This window comes from Paenibacillus dendrobii, from assembly GCF_009807035.1.
Classification (GTDB): Bacteria; Bacillota; Bacilli; order Paenibacillales; family Paenibacillaceae; genus Paenibacillus_AQ; species Paenibacillus_AQ dendrobii.
In genome coordinates, this window is record NZ_WUBI01000006.1 from 1 (window position 1) to 18,739 (window position 18,739).

The 18,739-nt window shown below is 50.5% G+C and carries 16 protein-coding genes, 1 rRNA gene and 1 riboswitch; of the genes, 16 read left to right on the plus strand and 1 reads right to left on the minus strand.

The features are described from left to right. Positions 1-21: 21 nt before the first annotated feature. Both rrf and GRF59_RS26015 read left to right on the plus strand, forming a co-directional pair. Positions 22-138, plus strand: a 5S ribosomal RNA gene (gene rrf, locus GRF59_RS26010). A 553-nt stretch (positions 139-691) separates the two neighbouring features. Then, positions 692-1,435, plus strand: coding sequence for an acyl-[acyl-carrier-protein] thioesterase (locus GRF59_RS26015; RefSeq protein WP_160500647.1), 744 nt, complete (start codon positions 692-694; stop codon positions 1,433-1,435). A gap of 89 nt (positions 1,436-1,524) precedes the next feature. Here the strand turns inward: GRF59_RS26015 and GRF59_RS29870 are convergent, their stop codons facing one another. After that, the gene (locus GRF59_RS29870) at positions 1,525-3,255 is read right to left on the minus strand and encodes a methyl-accepting chemotaxis protein (RefSeq protein WP_160500648.1); all 1,731 of its coding nucleotides are present in this window, start codon (positions 3,253-3,255) and stop codon (positions 1,525-1,527) included. 313 nt (positions 3,256-3,568) lie between these two features. Between GRF59_RS29870 and GRF59_RS29530 the strand changes: the two genes are divergently transcribed. From GRF59_RS29530 to purN, 14 genes are all read left to right on the plus strand, one after another. Continuing rightward, positions 3,569-3,706, plus strand: coding sequence for a hypothetical protein (locus GRF59_RS29530; protein WP_202128889.1), 138 nt, complete (start codon positions 3,569-3,571; stop codon positions 3,704-3,706). A gap of 308 nt (positions 3,707-4,014) precedes the next feature. Beyond that, on the plus strand, positions 4,015-6,150 hold the full coding sequence (locus GRF59_RS26025; protein ID WP_160500649.1) for a DNA topoisomerase III: 2,136 nt from the start codon (positions 4,015-4,017) through the stop codon (positions 6,148-6,150). Positions 6,151-6,413: 263 nt separating this feature from the next. Beyond that, positions 6,414-6,677 (plus strand): DUF1294 domain-containing protein, encoded by a 264-nt coding sequence (locus GRF59_RS30080; protein WP_160500650.1) that lies wholly within the window; start codon positions 6,414-6,416, stop codon positions 6,675-6,677. A 147-nt stretch (positions 6,678-6,824) separates the two neighbouring features. After that, the gene (locus GRF59_RS26035) at positions 6,825-7,259 is read left to right on the plus strand and encodes a universal stress protein (protein WP_160500651.1); all 435 of its coding nucleotides are present in this window, start codon (positions 6,825-6,827) and stop codon (positions 7,257-7,259) included. 196 nt (positions 7,260-7,455) lie between these two features. Further along, a riboswitch (purine riboswitch) is annotated at positions 7,456-7,557 on the plus strand. Positions 7,558-7,757: 200 nt separating this feature from the next. Beyond that, on the plus strand, positions 7,758-8,243 hold the full coding sequence (purE, locus tag GRF59_RS26040) for a 5-(carboxyamino)imidazole ribonucleotide mutase (RefSeq protein WP_160500652.1): 486 nt from the start codon (positions 7,758-7,760) through the stop codon (positions 8,241-8,243). After that, the gene (gene purK, locus GRF59_RS26045) at positions 8,240-9,424 is read left to right on the plus strand and encodes a 5-(carboxyamino)imidazole ribonucleotide synthase (protein WP_160500653.1); all 1,185 of its coding nucleotides are present in this window, start codon (positions 8,240-8,242) and stop codon (positions 9,422-9,424) included. The genes purE and purK overlap by 4 nt, the downstream gene beginning before the upstream one ends. A gap of 3 nt (positions 9,425-9,427) precedes the next feature. Further along, a complete protein-coding gene (gene purB / locus GRF59_RS26050) occupies positions 9,428-10,723 on the plus strand; it encodes an adenylosuccinate lyase (RefSeq protein ID WP_160500654.1) in 1,296 nt (431 codons plus the stop codon). Between the two features lie 114 nt (positions 10,724-10,837). Beyond that, positions 10,838-11,725 carry a phosphoribosylaminoimidazolesuccinocarboxamide synthase gene (locus tag GRF59_RS26055; RefSeq protein WP_160500655.1) on the plus strand — a complete coding sequence of 296 codons (888 nt, stop codon included), beginning with the start codon at positions 10,838-10,840 and terminating at the stop codon, positions 11,723-11,725. A gap of 177 nt (positions 11,726-11,902) precedes the next feature. Beyond that, positions 11,903-12,148 carry a phosphoribosylformylglycinamidine synthase subunit PurS gene (purS, locus tag GRF59_RS26060; RefSeq protein ID WP_160500656.1) on the plus strand — a complete coding sequence of 82 codons (246 nt, stop codon included), beginning with the start codon at positions 11,903-11,905 and terminating at the stop codon, positions 12,146-12,148. Positions 12,149-12,153: 5 nt separating this feature from the next. After that, positions 12,154-12,843, plus strand: coding sequence for a phosphoribosylformylglycinamidine synthase subunit PurQ (gene purQ / locus GRF59_RS26065; protein WP_160500657.1), 690 nt, complete (start codon positions 12,154-12,156; stop codon positions 12,841-12,843). After that, entirely contained in the window at positions 12,821-15,064 is a 2,244-nt protein-coding gene (purL, locus tag GRF59_RS26070; protein WP_160500658.1) for a phosphoribosylformylglycinamidine synthase subunit PurL, read from the plus strand. The genes purQ and purL overlap by 23 nt, the downstream gene beginning before the upstream one ends. Further along, entirely contained in the window at positions 15,049-16,530 is a 1,482-nt protein-coding gene (gene purF / locus GRF59_RS26075; protein ID WP_160500659.1) for an amidophosphoribosyltransferase, read from the plus strand. The genes purL and purF overlap by 16 nt, the downstream gene beginning before the upstream one ends. Positions 16,531-16,741: 211 nt before the next feature. Continuing rightward, a complete protein-coding gene (purM, locus tag GRF59_RS26080) occupies positions 16,742-17,782 on the plus strand; it encodes a phosphoribosylformylglycinamidine cyclo-ligase (RefSeq protein ID WP_160500660.1) in 1,041 nt (346 codons plus the stop codon). Beyond that, positions 17,782-18,417: a phosphoribosylglycinamide formyltransferase gene (purN, locus tag GRF59_RS26085; RefSeq protein ID WP_160500661.1), complete on the plus strand. Its 636-nt coding sequence runs from the start codon at positions 17,782-17,784 to the stop codon at positions 18,415-18,417. The genes purM and purN overlap by 1 nt, the downstream gene beginning before the upstream one ends. Positions 18,418-18,739 lie beyond the last annotated feature (322 nt).

The following is an 18,739-nucleotide window of genomic DNA, read 5'->3' on the forward strand; positions in this document are numbered from 1 at the left end:
GTGATCAAATCGCTTGAATCGTTTGGTGGCGATGGCGGAGGGGTTCCACGCGTACCCATCCCGAACACGACCGTTAAGCCCTCCAGCGCCGATGGTACTTGGACCGAAGGGTCCTGGGAGAGTAGGATGCTGCCAAGCGAAGAACCACTGTTGATAACAATTGACAGTGGTTTTTTTGTCCCCATCTGTGGATAGGCTGTTTTTTAATCTCGATTCATCCACAGCTTCTTCAGTTTTCCATTCAGAAAGAACACTTGTACACAGAGAAATCAATCGAAATTTGTAATTTTAGAGAATCTCACAAAAAGTTCTCCACAAATTCACAAATTCATCCCCATAATACACAGTTTTTTAACAAAAAGAACTGACAAACTGTAATGGCCGGATAGTTATGAACATGAGGATAACTCACGATAGATTCTTTCCTGAATTGTTATGTGTTCATTAATATTTATCGGCACCGGTTCGGCCGGGTTGCCTTCATTCTTAGTCCGCTCTGCGATCAGGGATATCCTGTTCGTGGAGTTCTTTGACCTTCTCTGGTAGATTCATGATCTTGTTCAAATGCTTCACGTGACTTATGGATCTTAAGCTTTAAATCGGTTACCGCAATTTAGTTTGGCTTGTGGCCTCTTTGCTGGTTTTCGATAATGAGGCAAGTTATGATTTAGATACAGGAGAGTGAAAGCCTATGGATATCAAGTGGAACGAGAGTTATCTTATTCATTCCAATGACATAGATTATAAATCGGAGGCACGCTTGTCCGTCATTCTTGCTTTGATGCAGCGAACGGCTGATGCTGACCTGGAGCGACTGGGAGCAACGCGTGATCAGATGATGGCTCAAGGCATGGGATGGATGCTGATTACCATGGATTTGCGAGTGCAGCGGATTCCAAGAGCATTGGAGGAAATTGTGATCCATACGTGGAACAAGGGGCCGAAAGGCGCCCTCTGGCAGCGTGATTTCCGGATTACAGGCAGTGAGGGTGAAATCATTGCCGAGGCGTGCAGCATTTGGGCTCTGGTGGATATAAGCAAAAGAAAGGTGCTGCGTCCTTCTGCTTTTACGTTTGAAGTGCCGATCAAATCGGATGATTCGGTCGGAGAAGCACCTGATAAAGTGAAGATCCCTGAAGAGGCAGTCCTGTCGGAGGCATACCGGTCCGTCGTCCGCTACAGCGGTATCGATGCGAACGGTCATCTCAATAATTCGCGTTATGCGGATCTGTGCATGGATGCACTAAGCAAAGAGGAGCTCGACCATCTTACGATGGGATCGTTTAAAATAACCTACCAACATGAAGCGTTAGTGGGGGATGAAATAGAGGTTTACCGTTCAGATACCGTGGATGGCCGAATTTATTTCAAAGGACAAGCTGCAGACGGAAGCTCTTTTTTTGAAGCATGTCTTGCTGAACCCTCTTTAAGATGACCCCCGCAGCAATCGCATAAACTACCAAGTAAATATAAAAAAGCGCCGGACGAAGAGTCCCGGCGCTTTTTTTATATTATTAATACTGATTATTTCACCTTAAATACCATAATCTGATCCTGTAGTTGGCGACTAACCTCATTCAGAGATTGGCTGGACTTGCTGATTTCCTGAATAAAATCCAGCTGTTTACTCGCAGCTTCCGACACTTGGCCCGAAGTGCGGGAGATATTGCCTGCTGCATATTTCAGTTCGGTCACCGATGCAGTAGCTTCTTCGGAGGAAGCAGATATCTGCTCCAGAGATGCGGAGATTTCCTGCATCTGCATCGCCACATTACTCGTGGAGCTCAGAATGCGGTTGAAGGCTTGTCCGGCTTCCGTTGCAAGAGACATACCATGGGTAGCTTCCTGCTGTCCATGTTCTGCCGCATTCAGTGAATCGTTGGTGCTGTCTTGAATGCGTGAGACAAGATCCGAGATTCCCGCAGCCGACTTACTGGTGCTCTCTGCCAGCTTGCGGATTTCGCTGGCCACGACAGCAAAACCGGCTCCATGCTCTCCTGCACGTGCTGCTTCAATTGAAGCATTAAGCGATAACAGATTCGTTTGCTGAGACACTTCCGTGATCAAATCGGTAAAAGTACCGATTTCCGTAATACGTACGTTCAAGTTATGAAGCACTCGCGAGATTTGCCCCACTGAGGTATTGATGGCCTCCATCTGATTCATCATTTCTTGGAGTACCTTATGCCCTGCTTCCGCATCATCGGCCATCTGGTTGGATTCTTCCGAAGCGGAGGAGGTGGACTCGGCAATACGCTGAATGCCTAGGGCAGTCTCCTCCAGAACGGTCACCGTATCATCGGCAATTTTAGAGGTCGTTGTCGTCTGTTCGGCAACCTCGGAAATATTCTTCGTGACAGAGAGCGAGTAGCTTTCCGTCTCGGAGGCGCCGGTTTTTAACTGCTCGGATGAGCTCATCATAAGTTTGGACTGCTCTTGGATGTTCTGGATGAGCGAACGAAGATGGGTGTTCATTTTGCCGATCGCGTTGAACAGCTGTCCGATTTCATCTTTAGAATCAGCCGTGAAATCCTGGGTACTGAGATCGCCATCGGCTATTTTATTAGCCATACGCACAATGTTCCGCAGAGGCCTCAAAAGACGGTGAACAATGTAATAGATAATCAAGCCTGTAATGGCAATCCCGACAAGAGTGATGATGATTTGCTTGGTTCGTGACGCGCTCACGGCATCATTAATATATGCTGCGGAATAATCGATTCCCAGCACGGCAATGACCTTGCCTTCATTTCGAATAGGGAGCATGATCGTTCTCCATGAACCGAGAGCATCTGAATACATGCCGGTAATTTGGCGGGTTCCCGTTTCATAGGCCTGTGTTCCTGCCTTCAAATTAACAGGCGATAATCCGTCCACGGGTTTGCTGAAATCCGTCTCTGCATTATCCAAATCGGATGTGAACGCAACCGAGTAGGCTTTTCCGTCTTGGAATTTCCATATATATCCTGAAGACATGGTTCCCTGTACCTTTTGGATATAATCCAGCTGGTTTTGAACTTTTGCAAAATCGGGATTGTCTTTACTCGAATGATTGACTAATGAAGTGATCTGAGCCGGATCGAGCTGCATTGCCGTCAAATTTCCGATGCCCTCAAGCTCATGCTCCAAGTCCCGGGACAAGCCGGATTTCAACGTATTGATATTCAATTGTAAAATTGCCATGAAAATAACGATGACAATGGGTATCAATAATAAAACGATTTTGTACTTTAATGATAGATGACGTACTTTCACTAGATGTCCCCCTGTTTCTGATTTACACAATGGCTTGGTTCACGACTAATTACCTAAGTTTTTTGTGTGTATGTTCACAGTAGCTTATTTGTTCACCCCGCATAGTTCAAATGGTATAGCACATTACCTTTAGAAAGTATCATTGGTTTTTATAGCCATTTTTAATTTAACAAAATTAGACAAGATAATCTATATTTTTGCGGTTTTTTGTATAATAAATTTCATAATTCATCATTGTATAGGCTTTAAGAACTATTTTACATGGATAAGGAAAAAGATATTTGGGGATTCATAACATAAAGGGGGGATATTCATGCCGCATCATAAACCGCTGAAAATCAATAATCAACAAAACAGAGCCAGCCGCAAAGAAGAGATTATTACTCCGCATCCGGATAAGGCCGCCAAGGTTCCGCCCAGTTTGAACGGGATTCCAAAGCAAGAACAGTAACCCGAATCTTCATCCTACCTGTAGTCCACTTAAGACCGATATTTTGAATCATAAAATAGTCCCTTCTGGCACAGCCGCGAGATTCTTATCCGCTTAAGGTGTCCCGGAGGGATTTTTGCTTGATGGATGTAAACCGGATTTCATGACGCAGGCCTATGGATGCTATAATGGTCAGTAAAGGAAAAACGTCTGTCCTGAAGGAGCGTCAAAACAAGGCAGAACGCGTATGGCGGAAGTTTTTCTTGCGATATCAGGATGCGGTTGCCCTGAGGCCTTTGCCTTCTGATATCTTAAGAAAGGGGAGCGTTATGAAATCACTCGTATTAGCTGAAAAACCTTCCGTGGCACGTGAGATTGCGCGGGTCATGGGAAGCAGGGAAAAACACAAGGGATTTTTTGAAGGCCCTCAATATATTGTGACTTGGGCACTGGGACATTTGGTCGGCTTGGCCGAGCCGGAGGATTATGATCATAAGTATGCCACATGGAACCTGGAGGATTTGCCGATCCTGCCGGACAAGATGAAACTGAAAGTACTGCGTGAGACCGGCCAACAGTATAAGGTCGTGCAGTCGCTGACCAAGCGGCAGGACGTGAACAAGCTGATCATCGCAACCGATGCGGCACGTGAGGGTGAGCTCCTGGCCCGCTGGATCATGAAAATGGCCCATTGGAACAAGCCGTTTCAGCGCTTATGGATTTCATCCCAAACGGATAAAGCCATTAAAGAGGGATTTGCGTCTTTGCGTCCGGGCAATCAGTTTGACCGTCTGTATGAATCGGCACGGTGCCGGGCGGAAGCGGATTGGATGATCGGGCTTAATGTGACCCGTGCGCTGACCGTCAAGTTTGGCGCACAGCTGTCCGCAGGACGCGTACAAACGCCGACGCTTGGTATGATCATGGACCGCGAGAAAGAAATCGTGAACTTTCGTTCGCAGGAGTATGACACGCTCAAAGCCGATTTTGGAAACTTTTCGGCGACTTGGCGCGGAAAAAACGGAGATGCACGTATCTTCGAACGCCAACAGACCGATACATTGAAAAAGAAGCTTGAAGGCCAGTATGGCAAGGTCAGTCAGGTGAAGAAAACGGAGAAGGTCGAGGCGCATCCGCTTGCCTATGATCTGACGGAGCTTCAACGGGATGCGAACCGCAAATACGGCTTTTCCGCAAAACAGACTTCCAATGTGTTGCAGCGATTGTATGAACAATACAAGCTGGTCACCTATCCCCGAACGGATAGCCGCTATTTGACCTCGGATATGGTTCACACGTTGAAGGAGCGGCTGGAGAGCGTGGCCGTTGGACCGTATGCTACGCTTGCCCGTCCGCTGCTGCGCAAAAGTCTGCCTGTTACCAAGCGGATCGTCGATGACTCCAAGGTCAGCGATCACCATGCGATCATTCCTACGGAAGAGACCGTGCTGCTGAATCAACTGAGCACCGAGGAAAGAAAGCTCTATGATCTGATTGTTCGCCGCTTCATCAGCTTGTTCTACCCTCCGGCTCGTTACGACAATGTGAGTGTGATCGTGAACGTAGAGGGAGAGCACCTGCATGTCAAAGGCACGACAATCAAGGATGCAGGCTGGCGTGAAGTTTACGGTACCGATGCGGATGATCTCTCTGATGACGATAATGAGGATGAAGCGGATGACAGTTCGTCTCTGCTGCCCGAGCTACATGAAGGCGACTCCGTGAAAGTGCAGCGCATTCAAGCGCAAGCAGGAAGAACACTTCCTCCGAAACGTTACACGGAGGCAAGCCTGCTCTCGCAGATGGAAAAGCATGGACTAGGTACGCCTGCTACACGCGCGGATATTATTGAAAAGCTGATCAATTCCGATACGATCGAGCGTCAAGGCAATCTTTTGCATCCGACGGGAAAAGGCAAACAGTTGATTGAGCTGGTAGCGCCCGAACTGCGCACGCCGGAGCTTACTGCTCGCTGGGAAGCCGAACTTGAAAAGATTGCTCGCGGCCAGGGTAAACCGGAGCCTTTCCTTCAAGGCATCCGCGGCATGTCCAAAGATCTCGTTGCCGGGGTGAAAAACAGTTCTGCCGGTTATAAGCCTCATAACGTGTCTAACAGCCATTGCCCGCAGTGTGGAACAAAACTGCTTGAGAAAAAAGGCAAGCGCGGTAAAATGCTGATATGTCCAAGCGATGATTGCGGTTACCGCCGCTCGGATGAGAAGCGGTTGTCGAACCGCCGCTGCCCGCAGTGCCACAAGAAAATGGAGATAAAGGAAGGCAAGGCCGGCATGTACGTGCAATGTCTGCCATGCGGCATAACCGAAACGCTGAACAAGGACAATAAACATGTGAACAAGAAGGAAGCACGCAAGCTGGTTCAGCAGTATTCCAGTACGGAATCCGCAGCTGTCTCCAATCTGGGGGAACTTCTAAAAGCGGCGATGGAGCAGAAAAACGATAAGTAACGGCGGCCCGTCGTTTGATTGGGATCTCTTTCAGGTGTGAAGGTGAGCCCGGCCGATTCATGATTTTGATTAAAAGCTTAGGAACTGAAATAATTTTGAGTTTCGACATTGTTTCCTTTCGTTGGCAGATTTATAATGAAGCTATATAAATTGAACTAAAGAATGGATAAGCCATCTCGTTGATGACACCCTGGAATTCAGAAGAAGGGGGATTAAACTTTAGTTCATTTTATGTAGGCAGTAGGAACGGAGGTGGTTCCCCGGTGAGAACAGCCCTTTGGGTATGGTTTATTTTCATCAATGCAGTGGGCTACCTGGTTATGTCCGAGGATAAGAGAAGAGCAAGGAACAGGCGCGAGCGCGTGCCTGAGAAAACGTTGTTTTTGCTTGCTGCGATCGGCGGGGCGCTTGGAGTATGGATTGCGATGTACCGCAAACGCCATAAGACACGACATTGGAGCTTCCGTATTGGCATCCCTCTGCTGTTGTTTGTGAATGCCGTTCTGTATGCCTATTTTTTAAGCTAGGTTTTGCTTTTGAACAGGCTTTATCGATTTCTACATCTTAAAGCGGGTCTGCTTCCAATCGCGAAAGTGATTAATGGAGCCGATTCAAGGTTAAATCGTTTAATACATGGCAGTTTAACAAAACAGAGAAAGAAGAGGTGGGTTCACATGTTATTCTCTAAAATTCTTCTGGCTTATGATGGTTCCAAAGCTTCCAATAAGGCTCTTGACCGTGCGATTGAATTGGCTAAGGCTGCTCCAGGCTCAGAAATTCAAGTGCTGCATGCATTCGATTTTCCGCGTGTCTTTATCGGCGAAGGACTTGCTCCGATTCCGGCTTCTGTGAACAAGGATTTTTACGATCTGGCTGAACAGACGGTGGACGAAGCCAAAAAGCGCTTATCGGACGAAGGCGTGAATTTCAATGTGGAAATGATCCAGGGAGCACCTGCGGAAACGATTTTGAAATATGCCAAGGATAAAGGTTCGGATGTCATTATTATCGGCAGCCGCGGACTTGGAGGAATTCGTGAATTCGTGCTTGGCAGTGTCAGCCACAATGTGGTGCAGCATGCACGTATACCTGTTCTGGTGATTAAGTAATAAAATAGAAATGGTGAGCCAGTGTGCCGGAGGTTAAAGGTGCACTGGCTTACTTTTTAGGCATGAAACGGCCAAAAAACGAACATTAAATATATGTTCCTTTTAATTGTTCGTGTTTGAGTTGACATGTGATGTAGGGGATTGTTAAACTGATAGATGTAAGCCCCCTTATTCGGAGGCTTTCGACAACAACCAACACATACAATTGAAAAATGCTCGTATAATGCCGGGGATAAGGCCCGGAAGTTTCTACCCGGAGACCGTAAATTTCCGGACTACGAGGGAATACCGCAAGGGAGGCGTAAGGCTGCCTCTTTCGCCTTGGCGTCTGCCTTTTGTGCATGCACCGTTTGGCACGCCAGACGTATTCCTGACATGGTCCGGTATCCTGAAAATCACTATTTTCTTGGGACCGGGCTTTTTGGTCTTATTTTCGGCTTTCTTTAGAAAACCCAGATTCATGATTTCTAAAACCAACATGAAAGTAGGTATGAGGACATGTCAGCATCGGTCGCTGTCATCATGGGCAGCAAATCGGATTGGGAAACGATGCAGCACGCTTGCAAGGTGCTCGATGAATTGAATATTCCATATGAGAAAAAGGTCGTATCCGCGCATCGTACGCCGGATTTGATGTTTACCTTTGCGGAAGAGGCGGCACAGCGCGGCATTAAGGTCATCATCGCGGGTGCAGGCGGCGCCGCGCATTTGCCGGGCATGGTTGCTGCCAAAACCGTACTGCCTGTGATTGGCGTGCCGGTGCAGACGAAGGCGCTGAACGGACTGGATTCACTGCTGTCCATCGTGCAAATGCCAGGAGGCATTCCGGTTGCAACGGTGGCGATCGGTCAGGCGGGAGCGACGAATGCCGGACTGCTGGCTGCCCAGATTCTTGGAGCTTCGGATCCTGTCATTCAAAATCGGGTACAGGCTCGGCGGGATCATATCCGTAACGAAGTACTGGAAAGCAGTGACTCGTTATGAGTAAGGAACAAAGCAGTCAAGTGAAGAACGCAAAAACCCTCCTGCCAGGTTCGACTATCGGCGTACTGGGCGGGGGCCAGCTTGGACGAATGATGGCGCTCTCCGGAACGGCCATGGGATATCGGTTCATTACGCTGGACCCGACGTCATCATCGCCGTGCGGGCAAGTTACGCCTCAGATCGAAGCTTCTTACAGTGATGAAGCAGCTGCACGCAATCTGGCGCTCGCATCGGATGTCATCACGTATGAATTTGAAAATGTGGATGCCGGCGTAGCCGCCCTCCTCGAGAATGAATCGTACGTTCCGCAAGGAAGTACGCTGCTGTACACGACGCAGCATCGGCTGCGGGAAAAACATGCGATCGAAGCTGCAGGTGTGCCCGTGGCTCCGTATCGTGAGATTACGGATTTGCCAAGCTTGGTGAAGGCGGCCGAAGAACTAGGTCTCCCGTGCGTGCTGAAAACGGCAACCGGCGGTTATGATGGAAAGGGACAAGCAGTCATCCGCTCTGCTGACGAGCTGGAAGCAGCGCACACGGAGCTTGCAGCAACCGGACGAGAACTGGTGCTTGAGAAATTTATCGCTTTCCAAGCGGAAATCTCCGTAATCGCAGCCCGAAGCCCACAAGGAGAAGTGAAAAGCTTTCCTGTTTCGGAAAATATCCATGTGGACGGTATCTTGCATCTGTCGATCGTTCCGGCAAGGATAGAGGAAGGAATCCAGCGAGAAGCACGGAAGCTCGCGGAAAAGCTGGCAGAAAGCTTGCATGTCGCGGGGCTTCTCGCCGTTGAGATGTTCGTGACCAGAGATGGTGAGCTGTATGTGAACGAAGTGGCTCCGCGCCCTCACAATTCCGGACATTATACGATGGAAGCATGTGCAACCTCCCAATTCGAGCAGCATGTGCGAGCGATCTGTAATCTGCCGCTCGGGGATACAACACTGCTGAGCCCTGTCGTGATGGTGAACGTGCTGGGACAGCATCTGGATGAAGTCGTGAAGCGGACAGGACTGCCGGATAACGCATTAAGCGAATATGGCGTCGTGCCTAAGCTTCATTTATATGGTAAGAATGAAAGCAAGACGGGCCGCAAAATGGGCCATATCAATCTGTTATGCAAGGATGTTCAGCATGCGCTGGACTGGATCGAACAAACTCATATTTGGAGGCAAGGATAAAACATGATTGAACGTTACAGCAGACCGGAAATGCGGGCCATCTGGACCGAGGAAAATAAATTTAAGGCTTGGCTCGAAGTGGAACTATGCGCTTGTGAAGCATGGGCGGAGCTCGGAGTCATCCCGAAGGAAGACACCAAACTGCTACGCGAAAATGCCACTTTTAACATTGAGCGTATTAGTGAAATTGAGCTGGAAACGCGTCATGACGTAATCGCTTTTACACGTACCGTATCGGAAAGCCTTGGAGCAGAACGCAAATGGGTGCATTACGGCCTGACTTCGACCGACGTGGTGGATACAGCACTAGGTTACCTGCTTCGCCAGGCCAATGAAATCATTGAACAAGACCTGATTCGTTTCATCGAAATTCTGAAGGACAAAGCGGTTGCTTACAAAGATACTCCGATGATGGGCCGCACGCATGGCGTGCATGCCGAACCGACTACTTTCGGATTGAAAATGGCATTGTGGCACGAGGAAATGAAGCGTAATCTGGAGCGTTTCCGCCATGCGGCTAAAGGCGTGGAGTTCGGAAAAATCTCGGGAGCTGTCGGCACCTACGCGAACATCGACCCATTCGTCGAGGAATTCGTATGCAAAAAGCTGGGTACCAGCCCGGCTCCAATCTCGACGCAAACGCTGCAGCGTGACCGTCATGCCGAATATATGGCTACGCTTGCTTTGATTGCAACATCTCTCGACAAATTTGCAACGGAAATCCGTGCCCTGCAAAAGAGCGAAGTGCGCGAAGTAGAAGAAGCTTTTGCCAAGGGACAAAAGGGTTCATCGGCTATGCCGCATAAACGCAATCCGATCGGCTGCGAGAATATCTCCGGTCTGTCCCGCGTGATCCGCGGACATATGGTGACAGCATACGAGGACGTGGCGCTCTGGCATGAACGCGATATCTCGCATTCCTCGGTAGAACGGATTATTTTGCCGGATGCGACGATGCTGCTGAACTACATGCTGAACCGCTTTGGCAATATCGTGAAGAATTTGACCGTGTTCCCGGAAAACATGAAGCGCAACATGGCCCGTACTTACGGCGTTCCGTTCTCCGGACGCGTGATGACGAAGCTGATCGACAAGGGCTTCAGCCGCGAGCAGGCATACGATACCGTGCAACCGCGCGCGATGCAGGCCTGGGAAGAACAACGCCAGTTCCGCGATATCGTGGAATCGACGCCGGAAATCGCGAACGTGCTCAGCGCAGAGGAAATTGAAGATGCTTTCAATCCATCCTGGCATTTGAAGCATGTCGATACTATTTTCAAAAAGCTGGGCCTGGTATAAACACGGGGCGGCTTTAGCTTGATAGAGTGACTTGGGATAGAGGATGAGGGAAAAAGGCTCAACATCAGAATTCAATCATGAAATGTGTTGAGCCGAAAAATGGGGAGGATTCACATGACATCACCGGCTGTATCCACTGCTGTGGAACTTGTTGATGCGCCGCTGCTTTACAAAGGCAAGGTACGTGAGTTGTACGATTTGGGGGAGCATGTGCTCATCGTCGTCACGGATCGGATTTCCGCGTACGATTATGTGTTGGACCCGGCGGTTCCGGAAAAAGGAAATGTTCTGAACCGGCTCAGCGCTTTCTGGTTTGAGAAGACCGGGGAACTGATGGAAAACCACGTGGTTCACACCGACGTAGAGCTTCTTGGGGATATCGCGAAAGACAAAGCGCTTCTGAAAGACCGAATCATGGTTGTCCGCAAGGCCGAGCGTATCGACATGGAATGCGTGGTCAGAGGTTATATCACCGGGGGCGGCTGGAGGCAGTATCAGGCTTCCGGTGAGGTCAACGGGATCAAGCTTCCGGGTGGCATGCGCAAAAACGAGGCGTTTCCGGAGCCGATCTTCACCCCTGCTGCGAAAAACGATGTCGGCCACGATGAAGACATCTCGATGGAGCAGATGAAGAAGATCATCGGCGAGGACCTTGCGGAAGAACTGCAGGAGAAGAGCCTTAAGCTATACGGTTTTGCCAGGGATTATTGCGCGGAGCGTGGTATCATTTTGGCGGACTGCAAGTTTGAATTCGGCATTCTGGAGGGCAAGGTGATCCTGATTGATGAAATCTTCACGCCGGATTCCTCGCGCTTCTGGGCGAAAGAAAACTACGCGCTGGACATCGAAATCGACAGCATGGACAAGCAGCCGGTGCGTGCCTATCTGGATTCCACCACATGGGATAAGAACAGCCAGCCAGATCCGCTTCCCGCGAAAGTGGTGGAAGAAACGACCCGTCGTTATGTGGATATTTACCGCAGGTTGACCGAGCAGGCGTAATCATTACTTAATCTGAATCTATGTTCCGCATCATTTCCAGTGACTGTATTGAATCAAAAGCAGCGAAGGGGACGGAATCGATCTGAAGAACGATCCGTACCCGTAGCGGTCACTGATGCAACGAAGCACAAAATTCTTAAGCTCATTCTATCTAACCCGAGGAGGAACCAGAAGAATATGTTGAAAGCTACGGTCTATGTCACAATTAAGCAAGGCGTACTTGATCCGCAAGGGGTTGCGGTGCAAGGAGCGCTGCATTCGATGGGGTTTCAGGAAGTTGAAAGTCTGCGCATCGGTAAATATATGGAGCTGAGCCTGAACACGGATGACCGTGCAGAGGCGGAGCGCCAGATCAAACAGATGTGCGAAAAGCTTTTGGCAAACACGGTGGTTGAGGATTACCGTTACGAATTGGAGGGCTAACATCCATGAAATTTGCTGTTCTTGTCTTTCCCGGCTCCAACTGTGATATTGACTGCTATAAAGCAGTGGAAGAAGCGGTCCAAGAGCCTGTCGACTACGTGTGGCATACCGCTACCGATCTTTCTGCATATGACTGCATTTTGGTTCCAGGCGGGTTTTCATATGGCGACTACCTTCGCTGCGGAGCGATTTCCCGCTTTGCGCCGGTGATGAATGAAGTAGCTAAGGCCGCAGAAGAAGGCAAATACATTCTAGGCATCTGTAACGGTTTTCAGATTTTGACAGAGGCGAATCTTCTGCCTGGCGCGCTCCTGCGCAATACGTCGATGAAATTTCGCTGCCATGATACCGTGCTTAAGGTGGTTAATAACCAGACACCGTTTACCAATGATTTTGAGCTGAACGAAGAGATCGTCATTCCGATCGCGCATGGCGAAGGCAACTACTATTGCGATGAGGAAACGCTGAAGCAGCTTCAGCAGAACAACCAAATCGTATTTACGTATAAAGACAACCCGAACGGCTCTCTTGCCGACATCGCAGGCATCTCGAACGTACGGGGAAATGTCGTCGGCATGATGCCGCATCCGGAGCGGGCTGTAAGCGAACTGCTGGGCTCGGCGGACGGCAAACGCATGTTTACATCAATCCTGAAGGCTTGGAGGGATACCCATGGTACAGCAAGTGTCCGCTAAGGAACCAACCGCACAGCAGATTGCGGAGCAGAAAATTTATCAGCAGTTTGGTGTATCTGACAGCGAATATGAGCTGATTTGTTCGTTTATGGGACGTCAGCCTAACTATACAGAGATCGGCGTATTCAGCGTTATGTGGTCTGAGCATTGCGCGTACAAAAACTCGAAGCCGCTGCTGCGCCGCTTTCCGACCAGCGGACCGCGCGTCCTGATGGGTCCCGGCGAGGGCGCTGGCATCGTGGATATCGGCGATAACCAAGCTGTCGTTTTCAAGATCGAAAGTCATAACCACCCTTCGGCCGTAGAACCTTACCAAGGTGCAGCAACAGGCGTCGGCGGCATTATCCGTGATATTTTCTCCATGGGCGCAAGACCGGTTGCCCTGCTCAACTCGCTGCGTTTCGGCAAGCTGGAGAGCGACCGGGTTAAGTATTTGTTCGAGCATGTCGTATCCGGTATTGCGGGATATGGCAACTGCATCGGCATTCCGACCGTAGCGGGCGAAGTGATGTTCGACAACAGTTATGACGGCAATCCGCTCGTGAACGCCATGTGCGTAGGTTTGATCGATCATGATAAAATCCAGCGCGGTGTAGCCAAAGGCGTAGGTAACCCGGTGTTCTATGTAGGGCCTCCTACTGGTCGTGACGGCATTCACGGTGCGACCTTTGCTTCGGTGGAGCTGAGTGAAGAATCGGAAGCGAAGAAAACCGCCGTTCAAGTCGGCGATCCATTCATGGAAAAACTGGTTATGGAGTCCTGTCTCGAACTCATCGATTCAGGCATTGTGCTCGGCATTCAGGACATGGGTGCAGCCGGTCTGACTTGCTCCAGCGCTGAGATGGCAAGCAAAGCGGGCAACGGCCTTGAGCTCTACCTCGATCAGGTGCCGCAGCGTGAAGAAGGCATGACACCTTACGAGATGATGCTCTCCGAATCCCAGGAGCGCATGCTGTTCGTTGTTGAGCCGAAGGATGAAGCACAGGCGATGGAAATCTTTGAGCGCTGGGGCGTCATCTGCGCCAAAGTCGGCAAAGTAACGGACGACGGCTGTCTGAAACTGTTCCATCACGGTGAACTGGTTGGCGATATGCCGGTACAGGCGCTTGTAGATGAGTGTCCCGTGTATGATAAACCATCGAGCGTGCCGGCTTATTATGTGGAAAACGAGAAAGTGGATACCCTGCGCTACGACGAAGTGAAGGATCTCGGCGGTGCCTTGAAAAAAGTACTCGCGTCTCCGACGGTTGCCAGCAAAGCATGGGTGTACAATCAATATGACTATATGGTCCGCACCAGTACCGCGGTTCGTCCGGGTTCGGACGCGGCTGTGATTACCATTCACGGCACGCGCAAAGGTCTTGCGATGACAACGGACTGCAATGGACGTTATGTATATCTGGATCCGGAGGTTGGCGGCAAAATCGCCGTCAGCGAAGCAGCGCGCAATATCGTCTGCTCCGGTGCAGAGCCGCTTGCGATTACAGACAACTTAAATTTCGGCAGTCCGGAAAAGCCGGATATTTTCTGGCAAATGGAACGTGCTGTCGACGGCATGGCGGAAGCCTGTCGCGTGCTGGATACGCCGGTTATCGGCGGGAATGTCAGCTTGTACAACGAAAATGCAAGCGGAGCCATTTATCCGACTCCAGTTGTCGGCATGGTAGGTCTGCTGCATGATACGGACCATATTACGACGCAAGGCTTCAAACAGGAGGGTGACGTCATCTTCCTACTAGGCAACACTCAAGCCGAATTGGGTGGCAGCGAATTCCAATATGCGGTTCACGGATTAACCGAAGGTCGTCCTCCGGTGCTTGATCTGGATACGGAGAAAAAGCTGCTTGCAGGCGTTCTTGGCGCAATCCAAAGCGGGCTGGTACAATCCGCGCATGACCTGTCCGAAGGGGGGCTTGCGGTGGCATTGGCCGAATCCTGCATCAGCGGTTCGCTTGGCGCTCACGTAACGCTCAGCTCACAGCTTCGTAACGATCTGGCGCTCTTCAGCGAATCGCAATCGCGCATTCTGTTGTCTGCAACGAAGGAACATGCCGACAAGCTGCAGGCGTATCTGTCTGAGCAGGGCGTTCCAGTAACCTTGATCGGCTCTGTTGGCGGGGAAAGTCTGGTGGTAGAGATCAACGACGCGCCGGCTTTGAATGAAACGGTTGCAGGCCTGCGTCAGGTGTGGGAGGATGCGATTCCATGTCTCATGAAATAGCACCGCAAACGCTGTGGACCGGAGACTATTATAACGAAGGGGCCGGAAAAGAAGGCCTCTTCGACAAATTGAAGGAAGAGTGCGGCGTATTCGGTGTCTTCGGACATCCGGATGCCTCGTCCCTGTCCTACTACGGGCTTCACGCCCTCCAGCACCGCGGGGAAGAAAGCGCGGGGATTTGCGTCAGCGATGGGGAGGAGTTCCATTACCACCGCGGCATGGGTTTAGTGAAGGAAGTTTTCGACAAGGATATGCTGTCTTCCCTAAGCGGCTCGATTTCCATTGGTCATGTACGTTACTCGACCAGCGGCGACAGCAAGCTGACGAATGCCCAGCCTCTGGTCTTCAAGTACCGGGCTGGCGATCTCGCCGTGGCAACCAACGGTAATATCGTGAATGCACCGCAAATCCGGCGCGAGCTGGAGGAGAGCGGTTCTATTTTCCAGACGACGAGCGATACGGAGGTTATTGCCCATCTGATTGCCCGATCATCAAAGGATCTTGTCGAGGCGGCCAAGGATGCGTTCAACCGGATTGTCGGCGGATATGCGTTTCTGATTATGACCAATGACAAGCTAATCGTGGCTTCCGATCCACATGGTCTTCGCCCTCTGACGATGGGTAAGCTAGGGGATGCATATATTTTCGCTTCCGAGACCTGTGCGTTTGAAACGATCGGAGCGGAATCCATACGCGATATCGAGCCAGGCGAACTGCTTGTGCTGGACCGTGAAGGTTTGCACGAGGATCGATTCGAAGAGAAGAAGCACCGGAAGGCGCTCTGTGCGATGGAGTATATCTATTTTGCACGTCCGGACAGCGATATGAACGGTTCTAACCAGCATGCTGCGCGTAAGCGCATGGGCAGCCGCATGGCGCTTGAGTCCTTCGTGGATGCGGATATCGTGACCGGCGTTCCGGACTCCAGCATCTCGGCGGCCATTGGCTATGCGGAACAGACGGGTATTCCTTACGAACTCGGATTGATTAAGAACAAGTACACGGGCAGGACTTTTATCCAGCCAAGCCAGGAGCTGCGCGAGCAAGGCGTGAAGATGAAGCTGAGCGCGGTGCGTCGCGTGGTGGAGGGCCAGCGTGTTGTCATGATTGACGACTCGATCGTGCGGGGAACGACCTCCCGCCGAATCGTCAACCTGCTTCGCGAAGCGGGGGCTACCGAGGTACATGTACGGATTACTTCGCCTCCGTTCAAGAACCCTTGCTTCTACGGCATCGATACGCCGGACCGGCGCGAGCTGATCGCTTCGTCAAGAACGGTCGAAGAAATTTGTCGTGAGATTAATGCGGACTCACTCGAATTCTTAACTCCGGAAGGCTTGATTGCTTCGATTGCCGGCGATAACGAAGAGGATTATAAGGGCGGCCTTTGTCTGGCCTGCTTCGACAATGATTATCCGACTCGCCTGGACTTTAACGGAGAAGAGAAATTCGGCTGCAGCTGTTAACGATATTGGATGCCGATTTCAACATTCTATAGCAGATTTACGATTGGGTTAAGGAGCATCAAGCGTGATTTAATCGTTGTATCGTTAAACATATGAATCATTCATCAGGTTGAGGATGGGTGCGGATCACTAAACGATTTCGAATGTTTATGGGGATCTTTTACGCTTCAATCGATGGATCAAACTATGCTGAAGGGAAGTGTCGTGGGAAGTGTCTGAGGCCTATAAAAATGCCGGTGTCGATATTGCGGCAGGGAATGAAGCGGTAGAACGCATGAAGAAGCACGTGAAGCGGACGTTCCGTCCTGAAGTCATGACCGATCTCGGCGGCTTCGGCGCGCTGTTCGGGTTGAATAAGGATAAATATGAGGAGCCGGTTCTCGTGTCGGGAACGGACGGCGTCGGTACGAAGCTGAAAATTGCTTTTGCCATGGACCGCCATGACACGATTGGTATTGATGCGGTTGCCATGTGCGTCAACGATATTGTCGTTCAGGGTGCTGAGCCCCTCTTTTTCCTGGATTATCTCGCCTGCGATAAAGTCGTGCCTGAAAAGATCGAAGCGATTGTTGCAGGGATTGCCGAAGGTTGCCATCAATCCGGCTGCGCCCTGATCGGCGGCGAAACGGCTGAAATGCCGGGGATGTACTCGGAAGGCGAGTACGATATTGCCGGATTTACTGTTGGCGTTGTCGACAAGAAAAAAATCATTAACGGCCAAACCATTGCCGAAGGCGATACCGTCATCGGTCTTGCTTCAAGCGGCGTGCACAGCAACGGCTTCTCCCTGGTCCGCAAGCTGCTGCTGGAACAGCAGGGCTACAGCCTGCAGGATTCGATTCCTGAGCTTGGAGGTACTCTGGGTGACACACTTCTGGAGCCTACCAAAATCTATGTCAAACCGCTGCTTGCTCTGTTAGAGCAATTAAAGGTCAAAGGCATGGCCCATATTACGGGCGGAGGCTTTATCGAAAACATACCGCGCATGCTGCCTGATCATGTGAATGTCGACATTGAATACGGCACTTGGCCGATTCTGCCGATATTTGAGCTGATGCAGCGCAAAGGCGGCATTACCAACCGTGATATGTTCACGACCTTCAACATGGGCATCGGTCTGGTGCTTGTCGTGGCTTCTGAGGATGCGGATCAAGCGTTAGGGCTCTTGAAGGAGCAGGGCGAAGAGGCTTACGTGATCGGAAAAGTGACTGCAGGCGAGTCTGTGGTAACTTTCACGGGAGCTGACGTTTAATGAGCACTTTTCGTATTGCCGTGTTTGCTTCGGGGGAAGGCAGCAACTTTCAAGCTTTGGCGGAAGCTGCGAATACTGATACGCTGGGCGGCGCGAAGATCGCCCTGCTTGTTTGCGACAAGCCTTCCGCACCCGTAGTACGGCGAGCCGAGCAGCTTGGTATACCTGCTTATGTGTTCAAACCTAAGGATTACGATTCCCGCGAGGCGTATGAGCGCGAAATTGTCATGCGTCTGGAGGAGCTTCAAGTGGATTTGATCGTACTTGCGGGATATATGCGGCTGCTGACCCCTGTCATTGTGCACCAGTACAGAGGGCGTCTCATCAACATTCATCCATCGCTGCTGCCGGCTTTCCCGGGCAAGGATGCGATCGGACAAGCGCTGGCATACGGTGTGAAGCTGAGCGGCGTAACGGTTCATTTTGTCGATGAAGGCATGGATACGGGACCGATCATTGCCCAGAGAGCGATTGATATTGTCTCCGGTGAGACCGCAGAATCTTTTGCCCAAGCTGTTCATGGGATCGAAAGGGAACTCTATCCGACGGTTGTCTCTTGGTTTGCCCAAGGATTCGTGAGGCTAGAGGGCAGAGAAGTGACTGTCACCCAAGCAGATACTAAGGACTATCGTTAGACGACAAGTTCGGCTTACGAAGCCCAAAGAATGACAGAAACTGTACGGCATCACGTTAGCACGGCATTGATGTTGGAGATATTGATACGTACTTTATTTTAATAGTTGTTGAAAGTATGGCCACTTTTTTGTCACCTTTATGTTTCAAAGGGATATTTCTGGGTACGCGCATTCGATATTTCTCGGGAAATAAATAAGGTTCATCGAAAGTTAGCGTTTTTACGCGAGGAACGGGGCGGAATTCTGCAGTCTGCTCACCCGGCTCCATATATTCAGCGCCGATGGATGGCGTGATCTACATATGGGGGCTGGTGGATCGATC

Excerpts from the sequence above, each read along its gene's own strand:
- GRF59_RS29530 (WP_202128889.1), top strand. The coding sequence starts at position 3,569 with ATGCCGCATCATAAACCGCTGAAAATCAATAATCAACAAAACAGAGCC.
- purN (WP_160500661.1), top strand. The coding sequence starts at position 17,782 with ATGAGCACTTTTCGTATTGCCGTGTTTGCTTCGGGGGAAGGCAGCAAC.
- purE (WP_160500652.1), top strand. The coding sequence starts at position 7,758 with ATGTCAGCATCGGTCGCTGTCATCATGGGCAGCAAATCGGATTGGGAA.
- purK (WP_160500653.1), top strand. The coding sequence starts at position 8,240 with ATGAGTAAGGAACAAAGCAGTCAAGTGAAGAACGCAAAAACCCTCCTG.
- purB (WP_160500654.1), top strand. The coding sequence starts at position 9,428 with ATGATTGAACGTTACAGCAGACCGGAAATGCGGGCCATCTGGACCGAG.
- GRF59_RS26015 (WP_160500647.1), top strand. The coding sequence starts at position 692 with ATGGATATCAAGTGGAACGAGAGTTATCTTATTCATTCCAATGACATA.
- GRF59_RS26055 (WP_160500655.1), top strand. The coding sequence starts at position 10,838 with ATGACATCACCGGCTGTATCCACTGCTGTGGAACTTGTTGATGCGCCG.
- purQ (WP_160500657.1), top strand. The coding sequence starts at position 12,154 with ATGAAATTTGCTGTTCTTGTCTTTCCCGGCTCCAACTGTGATATTGAC.
- purF (WP_160500659.1), top strand. The coding sequence starts at position 15,049 with ATGTCTCATGAAATAGCACCGCAAACGCTGTGGACCGGAGACTATTAT.
- purS (WP_160500656.1), top strand. The coding sequence starts at position 11,903 with ATGTTGAAAGCTACGGTCTATGTCACAATTAAGCAAGGCGTACTTGAT.
- GRF59_RS26025 (WP_160500649.1), top strand. The coding sequence starts at position 4,015 with ATGAAATCACTCGTATTAGCTGAAAAACCTTCCGTGGCACGTGAGATT.
- purL (WP_160500658.1), top strand. The coding sequence starts at position 12,821 with ATGGTACAGCAAGTGTCCGCTAAGGAACCAACCGCACAGCAGATTGCG.
- GRF59_RS26035 (WP_160500651.1), top strand. The coding sequence starts at position 6,825 with ATGTTATTCTCTAAAATTCTTCTGGCTTATGATGGTTCCAAAGCTTCC.